Genomic DNA, 25748 nt, shown 5'->3' with positions numbered 1-25748 from the left:
ATTATTTCTCTAAAACCAAGCGACTAACACGCACAAAGCCAGGTAAATTCCCTTGTGTAAGGTCTAGGTTTTCTACTTTTACGCCATGCTTATTTGTCAGTTCATCTATCCAAGCAACAAGTTTATTAAATTCCACATCATCGATGGTTAAACGCAAACTTTCGCCACTAGGTTGCATTTTGCTGATATCAATTTGAAAACGGCCACGAGTGTTGTTGACTATCTGGCTGATATTACCGCCGCTGATCACCTGTGCAGGACTGCTAGATTTCAGCTTATTAACGCTTTGACCAACCCAATTTACGAGTTCGTGATTACGTTTTAGCTTAGCTTCGGCATCGCTGACAGCCTGATTTAGCGGTTTGAATATGCCCATTATCAGAACAAAAACGACAAAAATAACGCCGGCAACGATCAGCAGTTTTTGTTCTTGCTCTTTTAAACCACGCCAGTAATTAACTGCTTGCTGCTTCATGCTGCACCTCGAATACGAATTTCACCCACCACAAAGTCGCCATCATTGTTCAAGGCACCCTGTTCAACGCTCACACCACGTTGCTCTAAAATTGCTTTAACCTGACCAAATACTTGGAACTCTTTTGCGCGCGCTCTAATTCTGAGTTCATTCCTACGTTTGTCATAACGCAGCGTTTCAGGGGCAAAGGCATCAATCTCTTCATAAATCGCCACAAAGTGATTAGTTAATTCGAGCAAACCGCCCTGTTCCGTGCCAGATAACGCATCAAGCTCATTCTGGATCTGCTTTTTCAATAAGTGTGGACGCACTACTTTATTTGGAAATGCCTGTTGATACATAGTGACCGCTTGGGTTTCTAGCTGATTAGCTTGATGACTTATCACATACAGCTGTGTGCCTTTAATTGCGATAAAGCTTACTACTGCCACACTCGCCGCTATTAGGCCACTGCGCCAATCTCGCCACCACTGCGGCTGCTTTTTCTTGGCAGCAAACCGCCCTTGACGCAAATTAAAGTCAATACTTGATAGTGATTTCGCGAAGATGGCTAAAGGTAAGTCGTAATCTTGCTGTTGCGCAGTAAGCGTTATCGTTTTTGAGAAATCACTTGCTGGGCTAAAATGCGCTAACTGTTCAACACCCGCAATGGCGAGGTACTCATTGACCCAGCTAAGTTCAGCAGTGCCAATTTGCCAAGCGTTGTGTTTGAATAGCCATTGCTGACCCAACTGCACGGCACTAGTCATCTCTTCATGAAGGGGCAAACATAGGGCATCCGGTAATGCTTTATTTATACTTATCCCTGCATCATCGAAAGTACTAAACCAGCTTTGTAGCCAATTGTTATCACAAATCGCGACATCAATTGTATGTGTGTCGGCTCTCATACCCGGCTTACCAATTGCGATAAACAGCGCATCAATGTCGGTCGCAACGTGTTCCTCAAGCATAAACGGTAAGGCTTGTTCTAGTTTCCTATTCCATTTTGCTGGTAACTCAAGTGTGCGTAACTGCACCGCTGTCGCTGGTAGTAACAAAACAACCGGTCTTGTATGCGCTTTTTCAGCGAGGGTGCCAAGTTGTTCACTCCCTTCAAGTTCACCACTGGCAATAATTTGTTGTTGTTCTGTTGACCACACTAACCAGTGTATTGTCGCCTGGTGTGACTGATCCACACGGATCAATAATTGTTCTGTCACTCTACGCCTCCAAATTTACGAGCAAGCACGTACGCTTTACCATCTTTTGTTTCTATAATTGATGTGAGAGAAAAGCGTCGCTCATCAAACACAGCAGTTGCTCGCAACTGAAAATAATTGCTGTTAATCGTAAAAATTTTGGAAGTCTTGTTAGGGTTTTTGACCCCTTGATTCGCGACTTCCGTGTAAAATTCGTTGATATCTGTAAAACCTTTTTTTGGTCTTGCAGAAATAATAGCTTCAGCACCTGATTTCGATAAACCTGGTATAAGCGCACTGAGTAAAAGTGCTTGCTCTGGCAGTATCGTATTGACGTTTACTGCGAGCTCCTCACTCCCAGGGATCACACAAACGTAAGGCTTAATCTTTTCCATCACCAGCGGATTAAAGCCCTTAATTACTCGTAGCTCACTAACAGACGCCATCAAATTATTAGCCGTTAAATAAGGCGTCTGATTAGACATATATTCGTCTTCCTCTGCCCCGGAGCGGTAAGTAATGCTGTCTTCATCAAGCCAATCGTAGACACTATCAGCAAGGGCTTCCTCGCTTTCGTTACTCGGCAAATCCTCAATATTCTTCAAAAGCTCCAATAGCGCAGCATGGGCTGGGTTAGTATTCTTTCCACCAACCTGCTTACTACCTTGGTCATTTCCATTTGTTTGTGACTTTGCTCTCAAAGCATTTAGGTTTAGGCATGCCTGTAAGTCTGTAACTTTACCGCTCAACGTACCATGGTCAACAGGGTAAGGCACTTCTTCACGGGCCCAAGGCTGGTCTAGATTAACGGTATCAGGATCATCTTTTTTCGCTTGTACTAATGCTCTTTTGACTAATTCCTCAGCGCCATAGCTATACCACTTGGCTTGTTGCTGAGTTTGAATATTCGAGGCCTTTTGTACCTGCACCATTAAACTACTCGCCATTTCAGCTGCAATTGTCGCGGCCAAAGCGACAATAAAAAGCACTATAACGAGCGCCGCACCTTGCTGCTTCATGGCTGTTGTCCCTTGTCGTCAACAACGCCACTACCTGGCGTTAAAAATAAACGGCTAATCGGATCTGAGTCTTTTCTTTGTAATGTCACTCTAACGGCTTTAGGTAACGATTTAGACTTCCAATCAGCTTGCCACTTTTGCTTGTCATCCAAAAATTCAAACTTTAATTCTTCGACGTCTTCCAAAATAACTTGAGCACGAGGCTCTGTCCCATCTAGTTGATCAACGTATATCCGATAAATACGTTCAAGCTTGTCATCGATAACCCGGTAGCCCACAGCCTGGAGTTCGGAGCGTGGTAATAAACTAATAGGGTTAGTCCAACCATCACGAACAAAAGCGATACCATCATATTGGCTCTCAAGCTCATAACGGCCATGGATGATATAAGTTGGGCTAAAATCCCCAGCTTCATTTCTGACTTCTCGCTTAGTGATCTGATTAAAATCCTGATCCATCAAGCGGAAAGTTGTTTGTAAACCTTCAATTTCGGCTATTTTTTCCGCTGAAGCCGCTTGAGCCTTCAGCGTTGAATCTAAAATCTGATGCGTTGCCGTTACCACTACCGCTAGAATAGCCAGTGCCAACAAGACTTCTATAAGCGTGAAACCACGCTGTGGTGTATGCACTGTCACTACTTACTCCGGTACATAAAAGTGGTGATGTCATACACTGAATTTTTAAGTTCTGGCTCACGAAACACATGAACAGTGAGTTTTACAAAGCTGGGATCTGTGGTCTGTTGGATATGCTGTTGCCAATACCATGTAACCCCTGCCATTTCCTCTTCGCCTTTGTTACCATTCTTCCCATGCCAGTCATCGCCTTGTGCACGTAAAAATACCAAGCGATTTTCTGCTACCCATGACGCATAGGTTTGCTCCTCAAGCGAGCTGATATGATTTATATGTTCGCTCGTTGCTTGCATTGCGGCAATACCAGCAACGGCGCAAATACTTAGTGCAACCATGACTTCAAGCAAGGTAAAGCCTACGCTTTTTCTAGCGTTCATTCTTCAGGTTCCCGCTTAAGCCCGACTGGCGCCATAAACTCACCTTCAATGAAAAATATGGGCTCTTGCAGATCTTTATTTTCCACACTTAACCTAAATGCGCTGACTTCACCGGAAGATAAAATAAGTACTTGCGGGATCTTAAGCTTTTTAAGTTCAAGTAAATTGTCGTCGTCACCACCACTCATCAGCTCTCGCCAATTCGCTTGCTCAAGTAAGTTATCTTGAGACCATGGCAGATCTTCTAGGATCAATTCCACTTTGTACTGCTCAGGCAGCTCAATTGGTTTGTAGATATCGTCGGCTTCGAAAGTTCGCCACTTCTCACCGTCAAAAACCAAAAACTCAATCACACCTTTATCTAAGTGAAAACCAAGTTCAACCTGATTAAGTACCGCAAATTCTGAGGCGAGATTAACCGTTCCCTGCACACGCATAGCCATGGTTTCCAGCTCTTCCTCATCACTATCACTGACAGTATAAGTAATGAGGTTTACTGAAAAAGCAATGATCACCAAGACGATAAGGACTTCAAGTAAACTGAAGCCCTTTGCCTTAGCTAATGCCGGTTTGTACAGGGTGGCTAACATAGATTAACGTTCGTCTTCCGAATCCCAGTTACCAATATCATCGTCGGTTCCAACTTCGCCATCAGGGCCCATTGAAAAAATATCGATTTGACTCATTTCGCCTGGGCTTACTAATTGGTAAGGGTTACCCCATGGATCTTCTGGAAGCTTAGAAATGAAGCCACCTTCAGGGAAACGCTTCGGTACAGGGTCAATATTTGTTTGCGTTACTAGAGCTTCTAGACCTTGCTCTGTGGTTGGGTAGCGCTTGTTTTTTAACTTGTACATCTTCATTGCGTCTTCAATCTGACGAATATCTAGACGTGCCTTTTCTTTTGCAGCTTCTTCTTGTTGGCCCATCACGTTAGGCGCAACGATAGATAAGATCATACCGATGATAACAAGTACCACCATCACTTCTAGTAGTGAGAAACCTGATTGTTTTTTCACAATGTTTACCTCAATGCTGTTATTGATGACCATGCAAAAACATGCGATGGCCTTTCCTTTTTGACTACAATCCTACGGCTTTGTTCATCGCCATAATCGGCTGAAGAATCGCCATAACTATAAACAGTACAATAATTGCCATCGTCGCTATCATCGCAGGTTCTAGCAACTTCAGCGAGACATTTACCATACTTTCAAATTCTCTTTCTTGGTTATTCGCTGCACGCTCAAGCATCTGCTCTAATTCACCCGACTTCTCACCGCTGGCAATCATATGCAGCATCATAGGTGGGAACATTTTAGTCTGTTGCAACGACGCTCTAAGGCTTGCACCTTCACTCACCCGAGTCGCTGCTTCTGCAACAGATGCTTTGATTTTTTCGTTCTCAAGTACTTGGCCTGATATCTTCATACCCTCAAGCAGTGGAACAGAACTCGATGAGAGAATACTTAAGGTACGCGCAAATCGTGCAGTATTCACGCTGCGAGTTACCTTACCAAGACCCGGTAAACTCAACAACTTGCTATCATACCAAAAGCGGATCTTAGGTTTTTGTAATGCTTTTTTAATCGCGTAGGTACCAATGACAACCACTGCCAACGTGATCATCCAGTAGTTTTGTACAAAATTACTGGCAGCCATAACCCACTCAGTTGTCCAAGGCAGTGCTTGCTTAGACTTCTCAAAGGTCTTCAAGATCTTTGGTACTACCGTCCCTAATAGAATGGAAACAATCGCGATAGCAAAGATGACCAAAATAATGGGATACACCATCGCTTGCGTAATTTGGCTACGCATATGTTGGCGCTGCTCAGTGTAATCGGCCAAGCGATTTAGTACTTCATCTAAGTGCCCCGACTTTTCTCCAGCGGCAACCATTGAGCGGTACAAGTGATCAAATACGTGAGGAAATTCCGACATTCCATCTGCAAGCGTATAACCCTCAACGACTTTTGATCTTACCGCCATCAGCATACGCTTTAGTCTTGGCTTTTCACATTGCTCCGCTACCGCCATCACTGCTGCTTCAACAGGTAAAGAGGATTGGATCAAGGTCGCCAACTGACGCGTGATCAAGGCAAGATCTGATACCGAAGGACGATAGCCTTTAAAAAGCGTAAAACCACCACTACTTTGGTTTTTATCTTTCTCAGCAGCAGGCAAAACTTCAAGTGGCATCATGGCTTTTTCTCTCAGCATCTGCCTAACTTGCTTTGCCGTATCCGCCTCTAAAATTCCTTTCTTCTCTTTGCCTTTACCATCTAAAGCGCGGTATTCAAACGCTGCCATTAGCCTTCCTCACGCGTTACACGCATTACTTCTTCTAAGGTTGTTTGACCAGCGAGTACTCGCGAACAGCCATCTTGTCGGATGCTTGGTGTACGCTTACGAATATACTTCTCTACCGCTTGCTCACCTTTACCGTTATGAATCAGTTCACGGATAGGCTCATCGACAATGAGAAGCTCATGAATACCTGTCCGACCTTTGTAACCATTGAAGTTGCATTCTTCACAGCCGACCGCACGGAAGATTTGCGTGCCACTGTCTTTGGCCACACCCAGTAGCTCACATTCTCGTTCATCCGCCAAATGCGCTTCTTTACAATTAGGGCAAAGCGTTCTTACCAATCGTTGTGACAGCACGCCTAGTAGTGATGAACTTAACAGGAACGGTTCAACCCCCATGTCTTCCATACGCGTGATAGCACCAGCGGCCGTATTCGTGTGCAGTGTGGATAATACCAAGTGTCCGGTCAAAGAGGCTTGAACACCAATTTGTGCGGTTTCTAAATCTCGGATCTCACCAACCATCACCACGTCTGGATCTTGACGTAGAATCGCACGTAAACCTCGAGCGAATGTCATATCCACTTTTGGATTTACTTGTGTTTGACCAATGCCTGGGATCTCATATTCAATCGGATCTTCAACCGTTAGAATATTGCGGTCCTTAGAATTGATTTGGGTCATGCCTGCGTACAAGGTCGTACTCTTACCTGAACCCGTTGGACCGGTAACCAATATAATACCGTGCGGTTTAGCAATTATCTCTGCAAATGCGTCGCGGTTTGCTTGAGTCATGCCCAGATCTTCGAGATCTAATCGCGCATTATTTTTGTCTAGTAGACGCAGTACCACGCGCTCACCAAAGCTTGATGGCATCGTTGATACACGTACATCTACAGCACGTCCCGCGATCCGCAAACTGATACGGCCATCTTGCGGTACACGTTTTTCTGCGATGTCGAGCTTAGCCATTACTTTGATACGAGACACTAACAATGAAGACAGTTTCCGGTTTGGCTTCAATACTTCTTTCAGTACACCATCAACCCTAAAGCGAATAACCAGTTCTTGCTCGAAGGTTTCGATATGGATATCTGATGCGCCTTCTTTTATCGCTTCACTCAACATAGCGTTGATGAGCTTGATGATAGGCGCGTCATCATCCGCAGCAAGCAGGTCTTCTGTTTGTGGTAATTCTTCAGCAAGCGAGAACAAGTCCATCTCGTTGCCAATGTCTTCCATCATCTGTTGTGTTTCTGAACTGTCTCTTTGATAAGACGCTTCAAGCATATGCTCAAAACGTTCTTCATCTAATGCTTCGAGATGTAATGTTTTGCCTGCAACGCGACGTACTTCCATTAGCGTTTCGAGATCAAGGGTACCTTTATGGAAAAGCTTAGCTTGATCGCCATCTGGACTAAGTAGTACGCCTTTTCGACGTGCAAACGAAAATGGCAAACGTAATGTGATTGCGGGGACAGGCGGCATTTCAGCCACCTCATCTAGTATTGGCTCTGCGCTTTGAAGCTGCGCTGCCATCTCTTCAGCCTCAGCTCCTAAATCCGGCGTGACTTTCTCATCAATCATTTTCACGCTCTTTTTTGTTTTGTTCTTTTAAGAACTCTTCATACGTCGGTGGCAGAGTCAACTTGTCATCCCACTTTGGTAGGATTGGCGTATTTTCAAATGGCATCAACTCGATACCGTCTTCTCTTTTCTTATACTGCTCACCACGAATGAAGTTATATTTGGAATGACTGATCTCATTCATGCTACGGCTATCGCGCACAATAGTTGGGCGAATAAATACCAACAAGTTGCGCTTCTCTTTATTTGAGCTTGTCGATCTAAATAGATGTCCCAGTACTGGAATATCACCCAATAAAGGTACCTTAGATACCCCTTCGTTTACTGTTTCGTCAATTAGGCCGCCTAAAATCACCATACCGCCATCATCTGCAATAACGGTAGTGTTAATGGCACGTTTCGCAACCCGAATATCCACCGATGTTGCACCTTTCACGCTTGATACTTCCTGTTCAATGGTAAGCTGAACCGCAGAACCATCATTGATTTGCGGAGTTACTTTGAGCTTAATCCCTACTTCTTGACGATCAACGGTTTGGAATGGGTTTGAGTTATTATCATTTGCCGTAGAGCCAGTAACGATTGGTACTTCTTCACCGACAATCATGGAAGCTTCTTCATTGTCCATTGTTGTCACAGACGGCGTGGCCAGAATGTTCGAGTTAGAGTCCGTCGTTACAGCTTGAATAATTGCACCCCAATCATTCTTAACAATACCTGCGGCTAAACCATTAATGCCACCAAGTACTTTTGCTAATCCTGTGTAGTCACCTCGCTGAGTCTCAACTGTGTTCGAAACCTTGTTATCATCACTACCAACGATCGTACCTTTCACCTCAATATCTCGAGCTTGTTGCGCTGCGACGGCTAAAGACCCAATTGGCGCTACTTTACCATCGTTAAACTGTAACATACCGCCTTTCTCTGAGATCCACTGTAAACCAAGGTTAATACCGTCAGCTTCTGAAACCTCAACAATAATTGCCTCAACCAACACTTGCGCTCGGCGAATATCCAGTTTTTTTATCACTTGGCTAAGCGAACGCATGGTGTCCGGCTGCGCTGTGATCACCAGTGAATTTGAATCTTCATGCGCCTCAATGCTAGTTTCATTTTTGCTGCTACTGCGAGTTCTCGCCTGCTGACCTGCCGCTTGCTCTTCTTCAATCGATTTACTCACGCCTTGAAGAACTTTAACCAGATCTTCCGCTTTAGCGTAATTAAGGTAAAAAACCTGAGTGTTGCCTTGAGATTGCAACTCATCGTCTAAACGCTTGATAAGCTCTGCAGCTCGGCTACGTGCTTGCGACTCACCGCTAACAATCACACTGTTGGTACGAGTGTCTGATACTATTTTCGGGATAAGGAAATCCGGTACACCACCTTTGCCTGAATCTTGGAAAATCTTTTCAACGACTTTAACTACATCTTCAGCAGTAGCATGCTTCAATTTAACGATATCAACACGCTTATCACCTGCTTGATCAACCGTTTTAATAATATCAACTAGACGGTTCACTGAGGATGCATGACCCGTTAGCATCATCACGTTTGCTGAATTCAGGTTTGTTACATGACCTCCATCTTTTTGGTCACTAAATTGACGAATAAGTGGACCAAGCTCTTGCACGCTGACATTTCTCACACGAACAACACGCGTTACCATAACGTCACCGTTACCTAGCTCCTCACCAGATACCAAAGGCACGTTCGACTTTTTACCATCAGAACTACGAACCACCTTAAGCACACCACTATCCATTTCAATAACTGAATAGCCATACACTTCAAGCACGTTTAAAAAGAATTGATAATACAGTTTTTCATCCATCAACTCATAACTGCGGACATTGATATTACCGCGTACGTTAGGATCTATGATGATGGTTTTATTCAGCTTATCACTGACGATATTAATGAATTCATTAATATCTGTACCTTTGAAGTTCGCGGCATATTCAACCGCAGAAACAGAAAGTGAAATACCAGCAGCAATCAAGAGCGTTGCATACTTAGCTAACCCTTTTTTGGTTTTTGTGAGGTGTAGCTTTTTACCCATTATTCTAAAACTCCAAAATTAGTAACTTTACAGGCTAAACTGAACATCCATCACTTGACCGTCTCGCTCGATAGTGATGTTTGCATCTGTGCTGGTTCTAAGTTCATTTATAGCTGACATAGCCTGTTTCATATCCGTAAGCTGAAATCCATTTATCGCGATTGCTAAATCATTCGATTGCAGTCCCACCTGTTTAAATAGGTCGGGATCTTTGCCTGGTGTAAGTCGATACCCAACCAATTCACCATTGCGCCGCTCTGGAGAGATTTTTATATAATCAAATAACTTTCCAGGGTCGCTAAGTAACTCTTGACGTCGATTCGCTAATTCACTGGCAGCAGGGTTTGGCGCAGTATTAGTATTAACAATTTGCTTAGCCCTAGATGGCATCGCAACTGTGCGACTGAACTCTAATCCATCCAACATCAGCGTTTCAAAACGTCCACTAACATCCAAAATCACACGATCAGGTAATACTCGGGCAAGCTTCGCGCGAGTTCCTGTAATTGATGCATCCACAGAGTAGGTCTCTTGGCGGCCTTGAGATTCAATAATAGCAAGGCCAGCGCCATCGTCTTGGCTAACCGCTACAATCCCAGTGAGCCTGACATTTAGCGTAGTTTCTGGCGCATCAGAAACCACAGGTTGCGGCTTGATATCAGGTTTAGCATTTGCTTCCCCGAACAAGTTTTGAGTGACAATTCCTTGGCTAGTAATACCGCTACTTGATTGACTATACAGTTGTGATGCTGGGAGCAGAGGCTGCGTTTGCGGCACTGGCCATAACAACCAAAATAATTGCGAAAAGAGAAACGCAACGTAAACAACCGACAGGACAACAAGGATACGACTCAATTTTGCGTGAGGTAAACTAAGCCAAAACTTCTGGAGCTGTTGTAACTGTAATTCCATATAATACTTTTCTTATTCTCTGAACGCCCCAGTGTACCGCCTCGACATTTTTTCAACAAGCGTGCAATTGTTAAACTTTTAATTAAATAGGTACACCCTAGGCCAATTAACTGAATCTAAACTTAACCTTGGAACATAGATACACATATTAGTTCATTTTTTAGGTAAAGTGCGATTAACTCACAAGTTTAGTGCCTGCCATCTACTTTGTTTGCATAACGAAATATGCTAAATTTGCTAGGTTAAATTTCACACTGGCAAATAGTTAACGAATTGTGACAAAACTCCAACAGGAAAACAACCAATCCGAACAGAAAGTTCGTATTGATAAGTGGTTATGGGCTGCTCGCTTCTACAAAACACGAGCACTTGCTCGCGATATGGTCCAAGGTGGCAAGGTACATTACAACGGTCAGCGCTGTAAACCAAGTAAAACGGTTGAAGTTGGCGCCGTGGTAAAGTTAGCCCAAGGATATGAAGAGAAAGAAGTCACCATACTCAAAATCATGGAAAAGCGACAAGCCGCTCCTATTGCTCAAACTCTCTATGAAGAGTCTGAAGCAAGCATTGAAAAACGAACTCAAAATGCGTTGGCGCGCCAAAACAACAGTTTGTTTGCGCCTCGTCCTGCCACTAAGCCGGACAAGAAACAACGCCGTGAATTACTTAAATTGAAATCAAACTAGGATTTTCATTGATGCAGACTGATTTACTTCACCGTTATATTTTCGACAAGTTAGACGTACGTGGTGAGCTTGTACAAATAGAACAGACTTTTACTGACATCATTAGCGGTCACGACTACCCAGAGCCTGTGCAGCAGCTATTAGGCGAGTTATTGGTTGCAACCAGTTTGCTTACCGCTACGCTAAAGTTTGAAGGTGACATTGCTGTTCAGCTTCAAGGTGATGGACCAGTAAAATATGCGGTGATCAATGGTAATCACAAACAACAGATGCGTGGTGTAGCAAGACTGCAATCTGAGGTTTCAGGATCATCTGTACCTGAGCTAATGGGTAAAGGGTATATGGTTATCACCATTACACCGACAAAAGGCGAACGCTATCAAGGCATAGTTCCACTTTCTAAAGCATCACTTGCCGAATGTTTAGAAGAATACTTCGAGCAATCCGAGCAGTTGAAAACCCGTTTATGGTTCGCAACAAGCCTAGTTGGCGATAAAGTAAAAGCTGCAGGTCTATTTTTACAGGTACTGCCTGTCAATAAAGAAAAGTCTATCGCCGACTTCCAACATCTAGAAGCACTAAGCGACACGATTAAAGATGAAGAGCTACTAGATTTGGACGCGAATACCGTACTAACAAGACTGTATCACGAAGACAATCCTCAACTTTTTGAACCACAAGCTATCTCGTTTGTATGTGGATGTAGTCGTGAAAAAACCGAAAATGCGCTGGCCAATGTTGGGCTAGAAGCCTTAATGGAAGACATACAAAAACACGGTGAAGTTAATATTAGTTGTCATTACTGCTTGAAAAACTACATTTTTAACGAGCAAGATATTAAATTACTATTTAATTAAGTTTCGCTTTAGCCCTTAATTACAAAATGAAACCGCCATTTTTGGCGGTTTTTTTATGGCTATTGAGTGATACCGGTGTCATAAAACATATAAAAATTATGACACCGGTATCATTGAAATTATTCAAGTTTTTTGACGTTTTTATGTAATTTTAAGCACTCTAAAGGCTCGAATATCTCAATTTCATCTGTTACTATAAATTTAGCTAAGGGCAAGAGTACCCCAGAGCTATCCCGTTCAACTCTCACTTTTTAGGTATAAACATGACTTCAAGCGCTACTCGTTTTGTCGATTTAACCGCAGCTGAACTTGTCGAACACGCTATCCGTCGTGGCGAGGGCACTTTAGCCGCAAATGGAGCTTTTGTTGCAAAAACTGGTCGTCGTACTGGACGTTCACCAAACGACCGTTTCATCGTGAAAGAATCAAGCACAGAAAATGACATCCAATGGGGTAACGTAAACCGCCCATTCGAAAGTGCTAAGTTTGATGCTTTATGGGCTCGCGTAGAAGCGCACGTTCTTGAAAATGACCACTTCGTCTCTCACTTAGAAGTCGGTGCGGACCCTGAGCATTATTTACCAGTCGTTGTAACGACGGAAACTGCCTGGCACCACATTTTCGCTAAAAACATGTTTATCGAACCTAACTCTTATAACAAAGCTGATTTACCTGAATGGCAGGTGATGAACGTACCTTCTTTTGTTTGTGATCCTGAGCGTGATGGCACAAACAGCGACGGTACCGTTATCATTAACTTTGCACAGCGCAAAGTACTTATCGCAGGTATGCATTACGCCGGTGAAATGAAGAAGTCGATGTTCTCTGTACAGAACTTCTTACTACCAGCAAAAGGCGTACTACCTATGCACTGCAGTGCAAACGTAGGTGAAGGTGGCGACACGACGCTATTCTTTGGTCTATCAGGAACAGGTAAAACCACGCTTTCTGCGGATCCTAAGCGTTTTCTTATCGGTGATGATGAGCACGGTTGGGCGCCTGGTAGCGTATTCAACATTGAAGGCGGTTGTTATGCGAAATGTATCGACCTGTCACAAAAGAACGAACCAGTTATTTGGGATGCAATCCGTTTCGGTACTATTTTAGAAAACGTCGTACTAGATGAAACGCGTACTCCTGATTATACCGATTCAAGCTTAACGCAAAATACGCGTGCAGCTTACCCACTTGAGCATGTTGAAAAACGTAAAGTTGAAAACCGCGCAGGCGAGCCTCGTGCAGTTGTATTCTTAACTTGTGACGTGAGTGGCGTATTACCTCCTGTTTCAATCCTAAGCGAAGAAGCTGCGGCTTATCACTTCCTTAGTGGCTACACAGCGAAAGTAGGCTCAACTGAGATTGGTTCAACCTCTGATATCGAATCAACTTTCTCGACTTGTTTTGGTGCTCCTTTCTTCCCTCGCCCAGCAGGCGTGTACGCTGAGCTACTAATGAAACGCGTGCGTGAGTTTGGCGCTAAAGTTTACCTAGTAAACACAGGTTGGACTGGTGGTCCTTATGGTATTGGCAAACGCTTTGACATTCCAACAACTCGCGCCGTGATTGACGCAATCGTGAACGATACATTAGAAGGCGTTGAGACACAGCACATTGAGGCACTAAATTTAGATGTACCAGTGGCAGTGGAAGGTGTTGATAGCAAGCTACTTAATCCAGTAAATACATGGCAAGATCAAGCTAAGTATGCGGAATATGCAGCTAAGCTTGCAGCTGATTTCAAAGAAAACTTCGCTAAATACGATGTTTCTGAAACGATCAAAGCAGCAGGTCCTCGCGGCTAAATCTAAGAAAGATTCCTTTATCAAAAGCGCCCCTTGTTTGGGCGTTTTTTTATGCCCATTTTACACATGAATATCTTTCAACAAACTTGGTATTAACATTTAGGTACATACATGCTTATATATTGCTGATTATTTAAACAGCATGTATAAGGAAAACCATGAAATTAAAATTAAAGAAGAAACAACTAAAATCGCTGCAAGCGAAAGATCTAAACAATCAGGCGACCAGAAAGATTGCTGCCGCGGGCGCGACTTTTGGCTCTAGGATTGATTGTGGTAGTTGGCAAATTTGTGATACTCACCCTGCGATTTGTGAATCAATGGGACTTTGCCGTTCAGCAGATATCTGCTAGAAATCAAACCCGTTAATAGGGCGGAAGTCCGCCCTATTACGACGTGCTCCAAAGCTTATTTAACACCAACTTTTTAAAGGTTAATACAAATTGTTTTATCGAGATTGGAATGATAGTCACAAGCGCAATTCCCTTATCAAAGTCGGGATTAACACTGCAGTAAAGTGCAATCTCAGTTTTGCTGCTTTCTCTAAAGCGTACAATTTCAGCCTCACTATAATTGGTTTTACGCCCAACAACCTTCAAACATCTTAAACCATTATAAGAACTTACCAAGCCACTCGGGTTGATAGTGTCATAGAGCGTTGCTATCGCGCTATTTTGAGACAAGTTATTCGGATAGACTTCGGCGATATTTTTTGCCATAGCCCTAAACATAGCGGGACTTAGCATGGTATCTGCATATAACAGTTTTCTACGTGGGTTACGTATATAACGTTTTAATACCTCGATAAGAGAAAACCTAAAGGTACTGTTTTTCCCTCTAAAGTCAGGTAAAAAAGCAGCTGAAGCGCCAACAATACAAACGTCATTATTGCTATCATCAAAGGTCAATAAGCAATAGCCGACAATATCCCCGCCTGATAAAAACAACCGAAGTCTGCGCTTTGTACTTTCACCTTTTTCAAAGTACAGTGCAAAGTAATGCTCTACCTCTACATTGGAAAAGCTTGTCGCTATCACTCGCTTCAATTGGTTTAAATACAGTGTATCTAACATTCCCTTTTGATAGCTTAAATCCCTATGCTTTATTGTGCTCAACTTGCTCGCCCACTCTTTTGAAAATCATGCTTGCTCAAGCTTTCCCCGATAAGCAGGCAAAGAAACCTCCGCGATCAGACCACCACCATCTCGATTTCGCAGTCTTACTTTACCGCCATGTGTGGTCACGATACGTTTGATAATGGCAAGCCCTAAGCCACTTCCCTCACTCCCTCTAGCCTGATCTCCCTGTTTAAATGGTTCGAATACAGACTCTAACTCTGACTCCGGGATACCAGGCCCTCTGTCCATTACTTTTACGATAACAGCACGGTGCTTGGGGCTGTATTCTGTTGTCACCTCAATATCTTGTTCAGAATAACGGATCGCATTTTCAATCATATTAGTGAACACTCGCTTTAACGCGACGGCATTCATCATCACCGCAGGTAAGTATTCCTCTGCTTGCAAGTGAATTGGTCGCTGATGCTGCTGCTCTGCATGAACGACTTCTTCAATAACCGTGTTAACGTCATCTGCCGACATTTCTGCACCATTGTGATGACGGAGATATTCAATGAATTGGTCGATAATCGCATTCATATCTTCAATATCATCGATTATTCCCTCGCGCAGGTAGTCTTCTTCATCCGACATCATTTCAGTTGCTAGACGAATTCGGGTTAAGGGTGTACGTAAATCGTGTGAAACACCAGCCATTAACAGTCGTCTATCACTTTCTAGGTCTGCGATCCCCTTAGACATTTTATTAAATGCCCGAGTCACCTCTATGACTTCAGTAGACCCTTCTTCAACAAGACGGGTTGAAAAGTCCCCGACGCCTACTCGACTAGCAGCAATTTGTAGTGATTTTAGCGGTTTATTTAGATGCCGAGCAAAAAGCCAACCCCCTAACACACTTAAGAAACCAATACTGGAGAGGTAGAAAACTAAAAACTCCATTTTTGTTTCACTGAGTCCGCTCAGCGGCACTCTTACCCAATACCCTGGCGCTTGTGGTGGCTCAACCCAATAAACAACCGGATCTCCTTGGCTTATCCTGACTCGCGCAGAGCCATTAAGTTGCTCCGACATACTACGAGACAGCAATGTATATTCTTTGGCCTGCCCCAGCCCATTTACATACGCCTCTCTTTGTGTCATCACCTCAATGCCGGTTATCTCAAAAAATTTGCGAGATAGTGTATTGTCAACTTCAACACCATCTTCCCAATCAATGAAGACCGTTTTAACCTGCTTAGCAAGCATCAGGTTCACTTGTTCAAAGGTTGGTTTGAAGACGTATAAGGTAACAGTAATGTAAGACACGACTTGATTTATCAATAGCAACGCGCCAACAAAGAAGACAGTTTGACCAAATGCACTACGAGGTAACATGCTGGCTACTTCACGCCATCTGGCACAAATACGTACCCAAGACCCCACACCGTTTGTATATAGCGAGGATTTGACGCGTCATCTTCAATCATACGACGCAAGCGCGAAACCTGAACGTCAATGCTACGCTCAAGTGCGCTATAATCACGCCCTCTAGCAAGGTTCATTAACTTATCTCGACTAAGCGGCTCTCGCGGGTGACTCACCAGTGCTTTAAGTACCGCAAACTCACCTGAGGTAAGTGAAATCGTCGCTTCCCCATGTTGCATCTCTCGCGTCGCTAAATTAAGGGTAAAGTTACCAAAGCTCACTTCGTTTTCTTCTGCCGCAGGTGCACCTGGTACTTCTTTGGCACGACGACGGAGAATGGCTTTTATTCGCGCCAACAGTTCTCTTGGGTTGAAGGGTTTTGGAATGTAATCATCCGCGCCAAGCTCAAGGCCAATAATACGGTCAACTTCGTCACCTTTCGCCGTCAACATGACAATTGGGATCTCATTCTCTTTTTGTCTTAAACGACGACAGATGGAAAGGCCATCTTCTCCAGGAAGCATCAAGTCTAACACCATCAAGTGAAAGTTTTCGCGTTCAAGTAATCTATCCATTTGTTCAGAATTGGCTGCGCTGCGGACGATAAATCCTTGCTCAACGAGATAACGTTCTAACAGACTGCGTAAACGCATATCGTCATCAACTACGAGCACTTTGGTGGTTTCATTTCCCATTTATATTTCTTCTATTTATTAATTTACTAAAGCTTGCTGATCTGCGACATTTCGTGCACAAATCATCATCCTGTTCATTTAACGCTCATGGCGATAATGGACCATGATATTATTATGCTTAAATATAATTGAATTTGGTGCTTTTCGACACCATACATTGATACTAGATTGTTACCGAACATTACAAGGGTTTAACCCAAAATACCTGAGAAACATGAAAACGAATTTGATCACGCCCGAAGGATACCGCCAACTGCAGCAAGAACATGATCATCTGTGGTTTGAAAAGCGCCCAGAGATCACCAAAATTGTGAACTGGGCTGCGAGTTTAGGCGATCGCTCCGAAAATGCCGACTACACCTTCAATAAACGCTTATTAAGGCAGATAGATAGACGGGTGCGCTTTTTACGAAAGCGTATGCCCGAACTAAAAGTCGTGGAATACAGTCCCGAACAAGAAGGTAAAGTATTTTTTGGCGCTTGGGTAGAAGTGGAAAGCGAAGAAGGCGAGGTTCGTGCATTTCGTATTGTTGGACCTGATGAGATATACGAGCGCAATGACTACATCTCCATCGATGCGCCAATGGCTAGGGCCTTACTAAGCAAACAAGTCGATGATGAAATTACGGTCACCACACCGCACGGCCAAAGACTTTGGTATATCAACCAAATCGAATATCGCAGAAACACCGAACAATGATAACATTGAACTAAATTTTGTTTGCCAAAGATGAGTATTATCTAGGCAGCACAGACCGATTAAGAAGAGTATAAGGATTTTGCATGAGCAATATCACACAACGTTTAGCAACTGAGCTTAACGCCAGAGAACAGCAAGTTAACGCTGCTATTAGTTTGCTAGACGAAGGGGCAACCGTTCCATTTATTGCACGTTACCGTAAAGAGGTAACGGGTGGCTTAGATGACACTCAACTGCGTTTGCTTGAGCAAAGGTTAGGTTACTTACGAGAGCTTGATGAACGTCGCGAGTTTATTTTAAAAACCATCGATGAGCAGGGTAAACTTACTGCTGAGTTAAATGCAGAAATAAAAGCCGCCGACAGCAAAACCGTACTCGAAGATTTATATCTCCCATACAAACCAAAGCGCAGAACAAAAGGCCAAATCGCGATAGAAGCAGGTTTGGAACCCTTAGCTGACGCTTTATTTGCAGATCCAACATTAGACCCAGAACAACAAGCGGCCCCTTTCATTGATGAAAGCACAGGCGTTGCTGACAGCAAAGCGGCTTTAGATGGCGCTAAATTCATTCTCATGGAGCGTTTTGCAGAAGACGCTAAACTACTTGCTAAGCTCCGAGCACACCTTAAAGACAACGCGCAAATCGAAGCAAGAGTCATCGCAGGTAAAGAAGAAGCAGGAAGCAAATACCGTGACTACTTTGAACATAATGAGCTGCTAAATAAAATTCCATCACACCGCGCGCTGGCGATGCTACGAGCACGTAACGAAGGCTTTTTGCAGTTATCTATCAACCCGGAACCAAGCGCAGAAGACGCCGCTCAATTTTGTGCACAGATCATTGCTGATCATTATAACCTCGCGGTCTCTGGTAAAGCTGCTAGTGATTGGTTGATGGGTGTGGTCCAGTGGGCATGGAAGATTAAAATCGCCCTGCACTTGGAAAACGAATTCTTAGGGTCAATGCGTGAAAAGTCAGAGCTAGACGCTATCGAAGTTTTCGCGAAAAACCTAAAAGATCTGCTGATGGCTGCGCCTGCTGGTGCAAAAGTGACAATGGGTATTGATCCGGGATTACGTACTGGGTGTAAAGTCGCCATTGTCGATGCCACAGGTAAACTGATTGCAACCAGTACTATCCACCCCCATGCCCCTCAAAACCAGTGGGATAAGTCACTAAAGACACTAGAGCAAATGTGTCGCCAATACAAAGTTGAGCTTATTGCCATCGGTAACGGAACCGCATCTCGCGAGACCGACAAGCTGGCCGCAGAACTGCTAAAAAGCGCTACCGAATTAAAACTCAACAAAATCATGGTGAGTGAAGCGGGCGCATCGGTGTACTCTGCGTCTGAGTTTGCCGCAAATGAATTTCCAGATCTTGATGTATCTCTACGCGGCGCAGTTTCCATCGCAAGAAGACTGCAAGACCCGTTAGCAGAGCTTGTGAAAATCGAACCTAAATCAATCGGTGTTGGCCAATACCAGCATGATGTTTCTCAAAGCCAGTTAGGTCAAACACTAACGGCAGTGGTCGAAGACTGCGTAAACTCGGTAGGTGTTGATGTGAACACTGCATCGATACCATTATTAACGCGCGTCTCGGGTTTGAATAAAACATTAGCCAGCAACATCGTAAAGTACCGCGACGAAAATGGCTCTTTCACGGATCGCAAAGCGCTTAAAAAAGTTGAGCGATTAGGACCGAAAGCATTTGAACAAGCGGCTGGTTTCTTACGTATCGCCAATGGCGACGATCCACTGGATGCATCGGCAGTGCACCCAGAAGCTTACCCTGTTGTCAAAGCGATCTGTCAAAAACAAAATCTAGAAGTGAATTCCCTTATCGGTAATCGTGAGGTCTTGAATGGCCTTGTGGCAAACGACTATGTAGATGATAAGTTTGGAGTACCAACGGTCACTGATATTATCAAAGAATTAGATAAACCAGGCCGAGACCCTCGCCCTGAATTTAAAACAGCGCAGTTTAAAGCAGGTGTTGAGACAATCACAGACCTAAAAGTCGGTATGATTTTAGAAGGAGTGGTCTCTAATGTCGCCAACTTTGGGGCTTTTGTGGATGTAGGTGTACATCAAGATGGACTTGTTCACATTTCAGCACTCACGGATAAGTTTATTTCCGATCCGCGTGAAGTCGTTAAAGCGGGAGATATCGTTAAGGTCAAAGTGATTGAGGTTGATGTGCCTCGTAAACGCATTAGCTTTACCATGCGCCTAAACGATGACATATCTCAAGTTCCAGCGCAAAAGCAGAGCGCAAAAAAACATCAAGGAAAACCGGCGCCTAAGTCTTCTAAGCCAAAGTCACGAGATGCGGGTAATGCTGCGATGGGTAATGCGTTTGCTGAAGCCTTCGCAAAGCTGAAGAAGTAATCTCAACAGAACAGCGAACAAAGAAAAGCGCGGCCTTAGTCGCGCTTTTTGTTTGTCGGGGGTTTTAACTCGTTTTCACTGCAATGACCCGCGGAGGAAAAGGCCAGTACCTACGGTTAAATCTGTACAGATAGCGATGCAGGTTGGTTTGGCATCGCTACATGTTGATAAAAATTTGAGATCCTGAGTGATCTTGCTTGGATTTCAGGATCAGCTTCAATTGGCATCGCAACAGCGTAAGGATCTGCATCCTGCTTAAGCTTAGCTTGCTCCTCTTCACTCTCTGCTTTTGCCTGCTCACCACTCAAGCGGCGAGTTTGAATGTTTTGTACCCGCTTGCTATCACTTTGCTCTTCACCACTGATAGAAGCTTTTGCCAACTCAGCCTGCGCCGCCGAGAGTTTTTGAGTCGCATCCGCCGCGATAGCTCTGTCAGCGCCAGAGGGTTCTGCTGGTGCTAACGCTGCCGCTCTCACCGTTTGCATTTTTTCAATCGTGCCCTGCGGGTCCCCTTCAAGCGGCGTAACGTCGATCATTACCTCACCGCCGATAGCGTAGTTATTGCCATCAGGACCACGCTGATATTCATAACTCGGAGAACCAGCATATTGCCCACCTACTCTGGCATGAGCCTGCTCATGTAATCTTACTTCCCTATCTCGAGCTTTTAATTCTTGAATTACCTGCTCATCTTGCTCGGCTTGCTGCTGCTCTTGCTCACTCTTATCTTTTTCTTGGCTTTCGCCTTTTTCGCCTTCCTCTTCGCCTTGAATGGTTTTGCTTTGCTCTGTTTTACCATCAGAACCGTAAACTTTTGCATCGTCTACGTCAGAAGAGCGGCCTTTTTCTGAATCGGAAAGGTTGCGGTTTTCAGTAAATGAGGGATTAGTTGGCGCAGGTTTTGGGATCGCTTCACGCAGCTGGTTATCGCGTACAACCGTTTCGGTGTACACGTTGGCAGTGTTTAAATTCATCGCCGGTGGTGGCGTTACTATGTTCATTACACTTTAATATCAATCAACGTACCTAGCACTTCATCTGCAGTGCGAATAGTTTGTACATTGGCTTTCGCGTTAAACTCTTCAACTTTTAAGGCTACCACGGATTCGGTCAAGCTTGGGGTTTCGCTCACAGGAGCCGTCACAGCTTCACCGGCGCTGGCACCCTGCAACTGCCGCCCAGACGCACGTTCAGAATCGCTTTGTTGATCGATGGCAGCGCGGTTAATATCAGCACTTGCTTGGGCAATCCCCTGAGCAGCGCGGTTATAACCGTCGATTCCATTATTTAACACATCACCTATTGGCATATTCGCACCTAGATAAACCTTTTCTTACTGACTAATTATTGCGCAAAATATCAACAAAGAAAAGTAAAAGCGGCAATTTTTTGCCGCTTTATTGTTCCAAATATCTAAATAATTGATTTAAGGAGTGATAAAAAGGCTTCTTTATGAGAGATAAAAGGCGCATGAGAGGCTTTTGCAAGCGTATGAGCCTTAAAATTTGGATTGAGTACCTGCATTTTCTCTACAGCCGCTTGTGGCACAAGAGAGTCTAAACGGCCGAATATGCCTATTGTGGGGAGTTGCAGCCGTGAAAATTCATCACGTAAGTCCTGCGATTTCAATATCTCCAGTCCACCAGCTAGTGCTTTCGCCTCCGCTTCCGGCAGTGTACCCAGTAACGCTTTAAGTTGTTTGACGTCTTCTCTGGCATGTTCACTGCCCATCGCTTGAATAGCTAAAAACCTTTCTATCGTTTTTGCGCTATTGGTTTGCAGTTGAGTCTCAAAGTTGTTTAGCACCTTAGGGGCTATTCCGGGCCAATCAGCTTGCTCACAAAAAAATGGCGTTGAAGCGACCAAAATAACCTTGCTAACTTTGTCTGGAAAATGAGCAGCTAAATACAATGCAAATAAGCCGCCCAAAGACCAGCCTATCAACACGCTTTGCGGCATCAGCTGCTCAGCAATAAGTAAAGCGTTACGCTCAAGAGAATAATCCCCCTCGGCGCTTGGTGTACCACCAAATCCAGGAATATTGACCGCTTTAACTGGCGTTGTAGGTGCTAAAGCTTCCTCGCATAACTGCCACACCGCTTTGTTCATCCCCCAACCATGGAGCAGCATAACTTCATTTTGCATTTATCTGTTCTCTATACCAAACTTGACGCCATGATAGCTAACCCGGGATGGAAAGCAATGATCCAACTTAATCGGTTATTACCTAAGAAGTGGTGTCAGCCTTGTGTATGCTGTGAACAACGCACAACAGAAACCTTGCTTTGTCCACACTGCTTACAAGCCTGCTTAGACTTTATGGATCAAGAGATTAACCTACTTAATTACCCCAATATCCAACGCATGGTTAGCCTTGAAGACTGCGATGGGTTAACCGTGGCAACTTGGTATCGCACGCCTATAAACACATGGTTGCAAGGAGTAAAGTTTAACCACAGTAAAGCGTATCAATGTGCCTTAAATCTGCTGGCTCAAACACTATGGCAGCGCTTCAGTGAAGAAAATGGCTTCCCTGTAGACCTTGTTTGTTGTTTGCCACTACACCGAAGACGGTTAATCCGACGAGGTTACAATCAAGTTGAGCAAATTTGGCAAGGGCTACCACTCACCCAAACAATACTCAAAAGAACAAAGCACACCAAGCCGCAATCTGAGCTGACCAAAGCTAAACGAAAACATAATTTAAACAATGCCTTTGTACTCAACCAATCTGTTGAAGGAAAAAATATCATATTGCTTGAGGATGTGATCACAACGGGCGCGACCATGAATGCAGCGGCAAAAGTGTGTAAACAAAACGGGGCAAAAATGGTGTGGGCGATGGCTATCAGCCTCACACCATTCGACGCTTAAAAAGCGTATTATTTGCTTGATATCACGACAATAGATATCAATCAAATCGCTAAAAATCTCACTGCACAGATAAACTTATCTGGACCTTATATGCCGTGAGCAAAGAACAACGCGTTATTTAGCAGTCGGCTAGAACCGAACCAAAAGCCACGAAATACCGGGTTATCAGTCATTCCTACAGCCACTCCACGTCCAGACTTTGACGCAATCAAGACTGAGGAACCTGCGATCTGCTCAACGTTAGTATTATCAGCATACCCTGCCAATAAAGGCTTTTTAGTATACGTCAACGACTCGATAAATGGCTTATTATTACGATGCATCACCCAAGTGCTATTTTTAAAGACAGGTAATTCCCGGTTCTCAAAGCCAAAAGACAAGGGGTGGCTTAAATCCAAACGCGCATCAAAAATCGCGCCGGCAATCCGCTGTTTTGCTGAAAGGCTATCTTGATCTGCAAAGGTAAGATTTTTGCTGTCAAACTGGGCTCGCATTTCTTTGCTTGAAACCATTTCAGCGTCTAGTAGCTGCTGTTCGATTAGCCACTGCGCACCTCGCTTTTGTCCCCAAATCACACCGCCTTTAGCAACCCAACTCAAGAGCTTAGCTTTGCTCTTGTCACTTAAATCTCCATATTTACCATCAGCCAATAAAATGTGGGTATAGCGCGTAAGATCGAGTTTCTCGATATGCAGCTTTTCCACAATCGACGGGGCAAGTTTTAAATGCCTATCCAAATGATACCAAAGCTCACCCGCTTCATATTGACTTACACCCGCACCACCTATGATGAGGACTTCTGGCTTTTGCAGCTGCAGCATCTGTCTTGACCCAAAATCGACGCCACTTTGTGTCATGCCTGTAGTCACACTATATACTGGAAGTGAAAGCTCTCTGGCGATTGTTTCAAGCTGAGTAAACCAGTCCGCTTGCTGCTGAATACCACTTGCTATCACCAATGTCCCGGCCTGAAAGTCATGAGAGCCTGAGGTGGTTGATGCTGAAAATGGTGACATTGCAGCTGCTACTTTCACTCCAGCCTGTAAGAGGCGATTTGCTAATTGTGGCGCCAGGTAATGATGCCATTCTATGGTGTAAGCATAACTTCCTGCAACGGGAGCCAATAGATTTGAGTCAGAGCTCGATTCACCTTGAAGCTTTAAACCCCAGCCACTTTTTACTGCGGCAAAATCTAGATCATAAGCATACGGCATCGTCCAACCTGAAACATCGTAGAACGTGTTGTCCTTAAAATGCGTCTGTGTGCTAAATAGTGCTTTTATCAAGCGATATTGCGGCTGGGCTAGTGGAATGTATAAATCCCCTTGCTGATATTCGGTGTCATCAACCTCTTTAGCTTTTGAGAGATATTTCACCCCTATCTGATGCTGTTTCAATAAATCCACAAACGCTTGAAAGCGATAACTATCTTTGCCCCGTGCAACAACGTAGCCGTTGATTTCATCTTTACTCGCAAGCTCGTTCGCTTGTTGATAAAACTGCTGCTGATAATCAAGTAAAGCGCGTCGATGCGTCGTGCTAGCTTGGAATGTTGAGAGACTCGTCGTGACCTGGTTTTTAATCGTTTCAGGAAAACTCAACACACCGTACTGAGTTTCTTGTGCATGCCCTCTACTACTTGCCTGTTCGAACAAAATGCCAACCGCACCATTTACATCGGGGTACGTGGAGCCTTTGCCATAATAAAAGTCATCAAAGCTCTCTTGGGTAAAATATAACTCCCCTTGTGCATCAAGGGCTTTAGCATGAAACTTACCAATCTCATTGGTTAGCGTTACGTTTTGTAGTGGGGTAATTGGATGAGTCCTTGATGGGATCCCAGGTTGAAAAAAATACGTACTATTTGGGCCCATTTCATGGAAATCGGTCAGTACGTTAGGTTTCCAACGGTGGAATGCTTTGATCCGTGCTTTTGACTCGGGATGTTGTAGTAGTAACCAATCACGATTGAGGTCAAACCAATAATGGTTAGTGCGACTAGAAGGCCAGGACTCATTATGCTCACGATGTGCAGGATCGGTTGATAGAGACATGCTCTTATTGGCGTTTGCCCATGTAGCAAAACGTGATAAGCCATCAGGGTTCAAGGCTGGATCTAACAATATCACTGCATTATCAAGGAGCTGCGTAACAGACTCGCCCTGCGCCGCAGCTAAATAATATGCCATAAGTACCGCTGCATTGCTTCCTGAAGACTCATTACCGTGCACACTATAGCCCATCCACATCACAACAGGCTGGTCTGAACGGTTTTGGCTACTGCTCAATGAAGCAATATGATCTTGCTGAATACGCGCCAAGTTTTGTTGGTTGTGTGGCGAGCTCGCTTTTAGGAGTAGCAAAGGACGCCGCTCATGGCTAAACCCGATTGTTTCGACACTCAATCTTGGGCTTTCACTTGCAAGGGTATGTAGATAATTAACGATTTGATCGTGGCGCAAATGCCACTGCCCAACTTCATATCCAAATGCTTGTTTTGGCGTAGTTATTGTGGGATTAAATTTTACTTCATCGCCAAAATAATAGGCAATGGGCTTGGCCTGCAAGCTAAAGCTCAACAGCACGATAATACAGCTTATTAACCGCATGATAATGTCCTTTAATTCCGATTACTTTTCAAGCTAACAAGCGCACCGTCGATTGCCAAATTTTTACGCCGAACACTAGCGACAACACGACG

At 44.1% G+C, this 25748-nt stretch carries 25 protein-coding genes; 7 read left to right on the top strand and 18 right to left on the bottom strand.

Translation table 11 applies throughout. The annotated features are described in order from the left end of the window. Position 1: 1 nt before the first annotated feature. The 11 genes from DRB05_RS01855 to gspC all read right to left on the bottom strand — a co-directional run bounded on the left by DRB05_RS01855 (position 2) and on the right by gspC (position 10554). Positions 2-475: a type II secretion system protein M gene (locus DRB05_RS01855; RefSeq protein ID WP_128725423.1), complete on the bottom strand. Its 474-nt coding sequence runs from the start codon at positions 473-475 to the stop codon at positions 2-4. Further along, the gene (gene gspL, locus DRB05_RS01850; protein ID WP_128725422.1) at positions 472-1677 is read right to left on the bottom strand and encodes a type II secretion system protein GspL; all 1206 of its coding nucleotides are present in this window, start codon (positions 1675-1677) and stop codon (positions 472-474) included. The genes DRB05_RS01855 and gspL overlap by 4 nt, the downstream gene beginning before the upstream one ends. Continuing rightward, positions 1674-2675, bottom strand: coding sequence for a type II secretion system minor pseudopilin GspK (gene gspK, locus DRB05_RS01845; protein ID WP_128725421.1), 1002 nt, complete (start codon positions 2673-2675; stop codon positions 1674-1676). The genes gspL and gspK overlap by 4 nt, the downstream gene beginning before the upstream one ends. Next, entirely contained in the window at positions 2672-3310 is a 639-nt protein-coding gene (gspJ, locus tag DRB05_RS01840; protein ID WP_128725420.1) for a type II secretion system minor pseudopilin GspJ, read from the bottom strand. The genes gspK and gspJ overlap by 4 nt, the downstream gene beginning before the upstream one ends. Further along, positions 3310-3687 carry a type II secretion system minor pseudopilin GspI gene (gene gspI, locus DRB05_RS01835; protein ID WP_128725419.1) on the bottom strand — a complete coding sequence of 126 codons (378 nt, stop codon included), beginning with the start codon at positions 3685-3687 and terminating at the stop codon, positions 3310-3312. The genes gspJ and gspI overlap by 1 nt, the downstream gene beginning before the upstream one ends. Beyond that, positions 3684-4277 (bottom strand): prepilin-type N-terminal cleavage/methylation domain-containing protein, encoded by a 594-nt coding sequence (locus DRB05_RS01830; protein ID WP_128725418.1) that lies wholly within the window; start codon positions 4275-4277, stop codon positions 3684-3686. Before DRB05_RS01830 ends, gspI begins: the two co-directional genes overlap by 4 nt. 3 nt (positions 4278-4280) lie before the next feature. Beyond that, a complete protein-coding gene (gene gspG / locus DRB05_RS01825) occupies positions 4281-4706 on the bottom strand; it encodes a type II secretion system major pseudopilin GspG (RefSeq protein ID WP_275669069.1) in 426 nt (141 codons plus the stop codon). Between the two features lie 64 nt (positions 4707-4770). Further along, positions 4771-5997, bottom strand: coding sequence for a type II secretion system inner membrane protein GspF (gene gspF / locus DRB05_RS01820; RefSeq protein ID WP_010378505.1), 1227 nt, complete (start codon positions 5995-5997; stop codon positions 4771-4773). Next, positions 5997-7484, bottom strand: a complete 1488-nt coding sequence (gene gspE, locus DRB05_RS01815) for a type II secretion system ATPase GspE (RefSeq protein WP_174171065.1) — start codon at positions 7482-7484, stop codon at positions 5997-5999. Before gspE ends, gspF begins: the two co-directional genes overlap by 1 nt. Positions 7485-7575: 91 nt before the next feature. Then, the gene (gene gspD, locus DRB05_RS01810) at positions 7576-9642 is read right to left on the bottom strand and encodes a type II secretion system secretin GspD (RefSeq protein WP_128725415.1); all 2067 of its coding nucleotides are present in this window, start codon (positions 9640-9642) and stop codon (positions 7576-7578) included. A 27-nt stretch (positions 9643-9669) separates the two neighbouring features. Continuing rightward, positions 9670-10554: a type II secretion system protein GspC gene (gspC, locus tag DRB05_RS01805; protein WP_128725414.1), complete on the bottom strand. Its 885-nt coding sequence runs from the start codon at positions 10552-10554 to the stop codon at positions 9670-9672. Positions 10555-10829: 275 nt separating this feature from the next. On the opposite strand from gspC, the gene hslR reads away from it, so the two are divergent. From hslR to DRB05_RS01785, 4 genes are all read left to right on the top strand, one after another. Continuing rightward, positions 10830-11240 (top strand): ribosome-associated heat shock protein Hsp15, encoded by a 411-nt coding sequence (hslR, locus tag DRB05_RS01800; RefSeq protein ID WP_010378496.1) that lies wholly within the window; start codon positions 10830-10832, stop codon positions 11238-11240. A gap of 11 nt (positions 11241-11251) precedes the next feature. Then, positions 11252-12097 carry an Hsp33 family molecular chaperone HslO gene (gene hslO / locus DRB05_RS01795; RefSeq protein WP_128725413.1) on the top strand — a complete coding sequence of 282 codons (846 nt, stop codon included), beginning with the start codon at positions 11252-11254 and terminating at the stop codon, positions 12095-12097. Positions 12098-12360: 263 nt separating this feature from the next. Beyond that, positions 12361-13899: a phosphoenolpyruvate carboxykinase gene (locus DRB05_RS01790; protein ID WP_128725412.1), complete on the top strand. Its 1539-nt coding sequence runs from the start codon at positions 12361-12363 to the stop codon at positions 13897-13899. Positions 13900-14057: 158 nt separating this feature from the next. After that, positions 14058-14252: a hypothetical protein gene (locus DRB05_RS01785; RefSeq protein ID WP_128725411.1), complete on the top strand. Its 195-nt coding sequence runs from the start codon at positions 14058-14060 to the stop codon at positions 14250-14252. 36 nt (positions 14253-14288) lie between these two features. On the opposite strand, the gene DRB05_RS01780 is transcribed toward DRB05_RS01785, so the two are convergent. The 3 genes from DRB05_RS01780 to ompR form a co-directional block, all read right to left on the bottom strand. Next, positions 14289-14972, bottom strand: a complete 684-nt coding sequence (locus tag DRB05_RS01780; RefSeq protein ID WP_128725436.1) for a hypothetical protein — start codon at positions 14970-14972, stop codon at positions 14289-14291. Positions 14973-15038: 66 nt separating this feature from the next. Next, the gene (gene envZ / locus DRB05_RS01775; protein ID WP_128725410.1) at positions 15039-16352 is read right to left on the bottom strand and encodes a two-component system sensor histidine kinase EnvZ; all 1314 of its coding nucleotides are present in this window, start codon (positions 16350-16352) and stop codon (positions 15039-15041) included. A gap of 5 nt (positions 16353-16357) precedes the next feature. Then, positions 16358-17077, bottom strand: coding sequence for a two-component system response regulator OmpR (gene ompR, locus DRB05_RS01770; RefSeq protein ID WP_010378483.1), 720 nt, complete (start codon positions 17075-17077; stop codon positions 16358-16360). A gap of 214 nt (positions 17078-17291) precedes the next feature. On the opposite strand from ompR, the gene greB reads away from it, so the two are divergent. Together greB and DRB05_RS01760 are read left to right on the top strand one after the other, a co-directional pair. Continuing rightward, positions 17292-17777: a transcription elongation factor GreB gene (gene greB, locus DRB05_RS01765; protein ID WP_128725409.1), complete on the top strand. Its 486-nt coding sequence runs from the start codon at positions 17292-17294 to the stop codon at positions 17775-17777. Positions 17778-17860: 83 nt separating this feature from the next. Next, positions 17861-20173 (top strand): Tex family protein, encoded by a 2313-nt coding sequence (locus DRB05_RS01760; protein WP_128725408.1) that lies wholly within the window; start codon positions 17861-17863, stop codon positions 20171-20173. Positions 20174-20289: 116 nt separating this feature from the next. Here DRB05_RS01760 and DRB05_RS01755 read toward each other — a convergent pair whose 3' ends face one another. From DRB05_RS01755 to bioH, 3 genes are all read right to left on the bottom strand, one after another. Beyond that, positions 20290-21174, bottom strand: a complete 885-nt coding sequence (locus DRB05_RS01755; RefSeq protein WP_128725407.1) for a putative metalloprotease CJM1_0395 family protein — start codon at positions 21172-21174, stop codon at positions 20290-20292. Next, positions 21174-21482 carry a hypothetical protein gene (locus tag DRB05_RS01750; RefSeq protein ID WP_010378475.1) on the bottom strand — a complete coding sequence of 103 codons (309 nt, stop codon included), beginning with the start codon at positions 21480-21482 and terminating at the stop codon, positions 21174-21176. The genes DRB05_RS01755 and DRB05_RS01750 overlap by 1 nt, the downstream gene beginning before the upstream one ends. Positions 21483-21586: 104 nt before the next feature. Continuing rightward, complete coding sequence (bioH, locus tag DRB05_RS01745) at positions 21587-22318, bottom strand: pimeloyl-ACP methyl ester esterase BioH (protein ID WP_128725406.1); 732 nt, start codon at positions 22316-22318, stop codon at positions 21587-21589. A gap of 57 nt (positions 22319-22375) precedes the next feature. Between bioH and DRB05_RS01740 the strand changes: the two genes are divergently transcribed. Continuing rightward, positions 22376-23047 carry a phosphoribosyltransferase family protein gene (locus tag DRB05_RS01740; protein ID WP_128725405.1) on the top strand — a complete coding sequence of 224 codons (672 nt, stop codon included), beginning with the start codon at positions 22376-22378 and terminating at the stop codon, positions 23045-23047. Positions 23048-23133: 86 nt separating this feature from the next. Here DRB05_RS01740 and DRB05_RS01735 read toward each other — a convergent pair whose 3' ends face one another. Beyond that, positions 23134-25656 carry a M14 metallopeptidase family protein gene (locus DRB05_RS01735; RefSeq protein WP_128725404.1) on the bottom strand — a complete coding sequence of 841 codons (2523 nt, stop codon included), beginning with the start codon at positions 25654-25656 and terminating at the stop codon, positions 23134-23136. Positions 25657-25748: the final 92 nt, after the last annotated feature.

Source organism: Pseudoalteromonas sp. A757 (genome assembly GCF_004103285.1).
GTDB lineage: Bacteria > Pseudomonadota > Gammaproteobacteria > Enterobacterales > Alteromonadaceae > Pseudoalteromonas > Pseudoalteromonas galatheae.
Note: the sequence above shows the minus strand (reverse complement) of the source record. Positions and strands in the feature narration are given on the sequence as shown.

Bases quoted from the DNA above. Each gene is read 5' to 3' on its own strand.
- DRB05_RS01785 (WP_128725411.1), top strand. From the start codon at position 14,058: ATGAAATTAAAATTAAAGAAGAAACAACTAAAATCGCTGCAAGCGAAA.
- envZ (WP_128725410.1), bottom strand. From the start codon at position 16,352: ATGTTACCTCGTAGTGCATTTGGTCAAACTGTCTTCTTTGTTGGCGCG.
- hslO (WP_128725413.1), top strand. From the start codon at position 11,252: ATGCAGACTGATTTACTTCACCGTTATATTTTCGACAAGTTAGACGTA.
- gspE (WP_174171065.1), bottom strand. From the start codon at position 7,484: ATGCCGCCTGTCCCCGCAATCACATTACGTTTGCCATTTTCGTTTGCA.
- gspC (WP_128725414.1), bottom strand. From the start codon at position 10,554: ATGGAATTACAGTTACAACAGCTCCAGAAGTTTTGGCTTAGTTTACCT.
- greB (WP_128725409.1), top strand. From the start codon at position 17,292: ATGAAAACGAATTTGATCACGCCCGAAGGATACCGCCAACTGCAGCAA.
- DRB05_RS01740 (WP_128725405.1), top strand. From the start codon at position 22,376: ATGATCCAACTTAATCGGTTATTACCTAAGAAGTGGTGTCAGCCTTGT.
- gspD (WP_128725415.1), bottom strand. From the start codon at position 9,642: ATGGGTAAAAAGCTACACCTCACAAAAACCAAAAAAGGGTTAGCTAAG.
- ompR (WP_010378483.1), bottom strand. From the start codon at position 17,077: ATGGGAAATGAAACCACCAAAGTGCTCGTAGTTGATGACGATATGCGT.
- DRB05_RS01855 (WP_128725423.1), bottom strand. From the start codon at position 475: ATGAAGCAGCAAGCAGTTAATTACTGGCGTGGTTTAAAAGAGCAAGAA.
- DRB05_RS01790 (WP_128725412.1), top strand. From the start codon at position 12,361: ATGACTTCAAGCGCTACTCGTTTTGTCGATTTAACCGCAGCTGAACTT.
- DRB05_RS01750 (WP_010378475.1), bottom strand. From the start codon at position 21,482: ATGCCAATAGGTGATGTGTTAAATAATGGAATCGACGGTTATAACCGC.
- gspK (WP_128725421.1), bottom strand. From the start codon at position 2,675: ATGAAGCAGCAAGGTGCGGCGCTCGTTATAGTGCTTTTTATTGTCGCT.
- DRB05_RS01735 (WP_128725404.1), bottom strand. From the start codon at position 25,656: ATGCGGTTAATAAGCTGTATTATCGTGCTGTTGAGCTTTAGCTTGCAG.
- DRB05_RS01830 (WP_128725418.1), bottom strand. From the start codon at position 4,277: ATGTTAGCCACCCTGTACAAACCGGCATTAGCTAAGGCAAAGGGCTTC.
- bioH (WP_128725406.1), bottom strand. From the start codon at position 22,318: ATGCAAAATGAAGTTATGCTGCTCCATGGTTGGGGGATGAACAAAGCG.
- DRB05_RS01780 (WP_128725436.1), bottom strand. From the start codon at position 14,972: ATGTTAGATACACTGTATTTAAACCAATTGAAGCGAGTGATAGCGACA.
- gspF (WP_010378505.1), bottom strand. From the start codon at position 5,997: ATGGCAGCGTTTGAATACCGCGCTTTAGATGGTAAAGGCAAAGAGAAG.
- DRB05_RS01760 (WP_128725408.1), top strand. From the start codon at position 17,861: ATGAGCAATATCACACAACGTTTAGCAACTGAGCTTAACGCCAGAGAA.
- gspI (WP_128725419.1), bottom strand. From the start codon at position 3,687: ATGAACGCTAGAAAAAGCGTAGGCTTTACCTTGCTTGAAGTCATGGTT.
- DRB05_RS01755 (WP_128725407.1), bottom strand. From the start codon at position 21,174: ATGAACATAGTAACGCCACCACCGGCGATGAATTTAAACACTGCCAAC.